Source organism: Mangrovicoccus algicola (genome assembly GCF_014903745.1).
GTDB lineage: Bacteria > Pseudomonadota > Alphaproteobacteria > Rhodobacterales > Rhodobacteraceae > Mangrovicoccus > Mangrovicoccus algicola.
In genome coordinates this window covers 1-2,250 of sequence record NZ_JACVXA010000134.1, presented here as the reverse complement: position 1 = coordinate 2,250, position 2,250 = coordinate 1, and the positions used below count along the sequence as shown (strand labels likewise).

At 74.3% G+C, this 2,250-nt stretch carries 1 pseudogene; it reads left to right on the top strand.

The annotated features are described in order from the left end of the window. Positions 1-2,250 (top strand): annotated as a pseudogene (locus ICN82_RS21090) (hypothetical protein); the annotation flags it as partial.

Sequence of the window (2,250 nt, the reverse complement as noted above, 5' to 3'; positions counted from 1 at the left end):
GCCGCCCCCAGCCGGGGGCCCGAGGGGGGGCCCGCCCCCGCCGGGGGCGCCGCCCTGCCGGCCTCGAGCTTCGGCAGGCTGGCCGATGGCGGTTTCCTCGGCCGGCTGGGGGCCGGGCTCTCGCTGAGCGCCGACGACCTGGCCGCGGGGCGCATCGACCTGCAGGACCGGCCGCAGCCCGTCCCGGGGCTGCGGCTGACATCCGCGGTCTGGGAGGCGGCGCGGAACCGGGTGGAGGTGACCGCCGCCCTGGCCGTCGGCTTCGTCGATGACAGCGAATTCCGCATCCGCCTCGGGGCCGACGGCCGCGCCAGCCTCCGCGGGTCGGTGGCGCGGCAGATCGACAATCCGGCGCTCGGCAATCCCGAACTCCGGGTCTCCCTGGAGGAAGATGGCCGGGTCGCGGCCGAGGTCGGCATCACGGGGGCCGACCTGGCCCGCGGCCGGATCGCGGGGCTGACGGCCGAGGGGTCCGGCCGGATCGTCCTGGCGCAGGGCCGGCTTTCGGGCGGGGGCGCGGTCACGATGGCCTATGAGGGCCTCGGCGGGGGCACGGTGCGCTTCCGCTACGGTGCCGACGGGGCCTTTGCCGCGGAGGGGCAGATCACCGTGACGCCGCCCTTCCTCGATGCGGTCGAGGCGGAGCTGGGCGTCGACGAGGCGCGCAACATCACCGCCGATGTCACCCTGCAGGCCGGGGCGCTGCCGAGCCGCGTGCCGGGGCTGGAGTTCGCCGGCGGGACGCTGGCGCTGCATTACGAGAACGGGCGGATCAGCGGCGGCCTGTCGGGCGTGTCCGCCGCCTATGCCGGGTTCGGCGCGCTGGACCAGGCCGAGGCCGCGATCGGCCGCGACGGCACCTTTGCCGGGTCCGGCACGCTGCGCCTGACGGTTCCGACGATGCGCGAGGTGACGGGGCGGGTGCAGGTGGCGCGCGGGCGGGTCTCGGGGTCGCTGACCCTGGCCGCGGATGCCTTCCCCGAGGCTTTGCCGGTGCGCGGCGGGCGGCTGACCGCGACGCTGGATGCGGCCGGGCGGCTGGGCATGGCCGGGGCGGTGAAGGTCGATCTGGGCCCGGCGGGCGAGGCGGATCTGGAGGCCAGCTACCTGGAGGGCCGCTTTGCCATGGGGGTCGATGCGCGGCTGACGGTGCCGGGGCTGCAGCCCGCGCAGCTTCGCGTCGCCTATGCCGACGGGCGGCTGGAGGGCGAGGCGCAGATCCCCGTCGATACCGCGGCCCTGCCGGGGCTGGGCGGTTCGGTCATGCTGCGCTATGCCGAGGATCGCTGGTCCGGCGAAACCACCATCGCCTATTCCGCCGATGACGGGAAACTGTCGGGCAGCCTCACCGTGACCGTGGCGCAGGACGAGGCGGGGGCCGTGCGGCTGGGCGGCGAAGGCTCGGTGACCGCCCAGCTGATGCCGCGCCTGGCCGGCACGCTGACCGCGCGCATCCTGCCCGAGGGCGGCATCGATGTCTCGGGCAGCATCACCGTGACGGAACCGCTGGAGCTGTTCCCCGAGAGCCGCATGGACCGCGAGCTGTTCCGCTATTCGCAGAACGTGCCGCTCTGGGCGATGCTGGTGGCGGTGATCCGGGTGCGGGCCGGGGTGCGCGCGGGGGTCGGGCCGGGCGTGTTCCGCAACATCCGCGTCGAGGGCAGCTATACGCTGGGCGCCGAGGAGGCGGATCCCAGCTTCACCATCGGCGGCGAGCTGTTCATCCCGGCCTTCGTCGAGGGCTATGCCGCGATCGGCGCGGGGCTGGGGGTCGATGTGCTGCTGGGGTCGCTGACCGGCGGGATAGAGGCGGTGGGCACGGCCGGGCTCTACGGCGCGATCCAGGTGGAGCCCTCGCTGAGCTATGATGCGGGCGACTGGTCGATCGAGGGCATCGCGACCCTGGCCGCCGGGGCGCGGATGAAGCTGGGCCTGAATGCCTGGGCCGAGATCGAAGCCGCCTGGGTGACGGTCTGGGAAGAGGATTGGGAACTGGCGGAGAAAGTCTTCCCGATCGGGCCGGACCTGGCGCTGCAGGCGAAGATGAACTACACGTTCGGCCAGCCCGCGCCGCCCGAGATCGAGATGAACTCTGGTGATTTCGACGCCTCCGCGCTGATCCAGGAGGCGATGCCGAAGGACGGGCCGGGCGGGTCGGGCGCGCGCGAGGTGCTGCAGAACCGGGCCCAGTGGCGCGGCGACCTGGAACGGCAGCGCCGCGCGCCGGTCCCGCCGGAGACCGCCGCCGCG